The organism is Gordonia sp. DT219 (assembly GCF_049847065.1).
GTDB lineage: Bacteria > Actinomycetota > Actinomycetes > Mycobacteriales > Mycobacteriaceae > Gordonia.
The window spans coordinates 1-1,509 of the sequence record NZ_JBNCNR010000054.1 but is presented as its reverse complement, the minus strand read 5'-3'; the positions used below and the strand labels follow the sequence as shown (position 1 = coordinate 1,509).

Genomic DNA, 1,509 nt, shown 5'->3' with positions numbered 1-1,509 from the left:
GGACGCGTCGGGACGGGCCGCGTGAGGACACTCCGGGCGAGAAGAGTGGTGAGCACGGGGATGCTGGGCGGGCCGGTCCGCGTGGGGACGGCGACGATGGTCGCGGGTCGAGCCGGCGGGATTCCGCTGCCGAAGAGGCTGGACCGGAAGGCCGTGGTGGGCGGCCCGAGGAGGAAGACGAGCGTGCGGGGGAGCGCCCTGGTGCTATGCGGCAGCCTGACGACCTCGATGGGGCTGGGGACCTCGATGGGGCCGGGGACTTGGATGGTCCGGCAGGTCGGGCGGCGGAGGGGTCGCGTGTTGGGGGTGATGAGGGTTCGCGCGCTGGTGTGCACCAGGATGGCGTGGAGGAGGCTGCGTCCCGGGGTGAGGATTCCGGTGATGCGGTGGTCAGGGGAGAGCCTGATCCGCGGGAGCCGATCGATGGTGTGGAGCATGCGGGTCAGCCGGTTGTCGAGAAGATTGCTGATCGGCGGTATCTGGAGAAGTACTACCGCCCGCACCGTGAAAACGGAGGTGTGCGGTGGTATCGGAAATCCGAGGCGTCGTATGACGCCGACGGTGACCGGGTGCCGTTGTTGGATGAGCAGGGGCAGGTCAAGGCCGAGGATGTGGTCGTTGAGCCGGCCGTCTATGGGAAGTACGAGAACAGTGTGTCGTATGGGGCGCATCGGGTGGCGGAGCGGTTGAGTCGGATGCGGGACTGGGCGCGTGCTCAGTTGAAGCATGTGTTGGGCAGGCCGGATTCGACGGAAGCCGAGGTCAAGGGCGCTCATTGGGCTGTGACCAAAGCTGGTGAGCAGGTGGGTGTGCATGCGGCGGGGGTTGCGATCCCGCAGCGGTACCCGCCGCATCAGTTCGTGATCGAGGTGTTGCAACCTATTGGCTCGCACGGCAGCGGAGCTGCCGATGGGGTGGTTCGGGTCAGTCCGCGCGAGGGTGTGACCAACAAGGAGGGGATCACCGAACCGATTATTGTCGTGGTGGAGGCGAAAGGCCCACACGCAACGTTGGGGCACCGGAAGGGTCTCGATGATCGGCATTACCAGCAGGGACACCGGAGGTATTTGGAATCAGTCATTCTCGCGATGGGGAAGAGTGGCAGTCTGGCCTATAGGCAGCTTTCTCGTGAGATGAACGATGCTCTGGAAGACGGGTTGCTGAGGTATGAACTGGTGCGGGCGACCGTCAACAGAGGCGGCTCGTATTCGGGCTATCGGCATCGGGAATTCGATATCAGCGCGACGAAACGCGGCAGTAATGGCAAATTGAGCGAGGGAGACTCTGACTGATGATGGATGTATCACGGTGGCATGACTGGGAACCTCACGACTATGTGCAGTGGCGGGTCGATGACGCGCGTTATGGGATTGAGCGTTCGTTAGGGTCGGATCGACCGTGGAATAGTATGCGTATTAATGGGTTGCGCACTGATTTGGTGAATGTGTGTGTGTGGTCGTTGGTGGGTTCGGGTGGTGTGGTGGGGGAGGAGGTGTGGTCGATGTTGGA

At 63.0% G+C, this 1,509-nt stretch carries 2 protein-coding genes; one reads left to right on the top strand and one right to left on the bottom strand.

Annotation, left to right across the window (positions count from 1 at the left end; all coding sequences use genetic code 11):
* On the bottom strand, nucleotides 1–437 hold a 437-nt coding region (locus tag ACPXB3_RS22345), incomplete at its 3' end, for a hypothetical protein (protein ID WP_425707102.1).
* Here ACPXB3_RS22345 and ACPXB3_RS22340 point away from each other — a divergent pair.
* The gene (locus tag ACPXB3_RS22340; protein ID WP_425729831.1) at nucleotides 429–1,292 is read left to right on the top strand and encodes a hypothetical protein; all 864 of its coding nucleotides are present in this window, start codon (nucleotides 429–431) and stop codon (nucleotides 1,290–1,292) included. The two genes, ACPXB3_RS22345 and ACPXB3_RS22340, sit on opposite strands and share 9 nt — an antisense overlap.
* The last annotated feature ends 217 nt before the right edge of the window (nucleotides 1,293–1,509 follow it).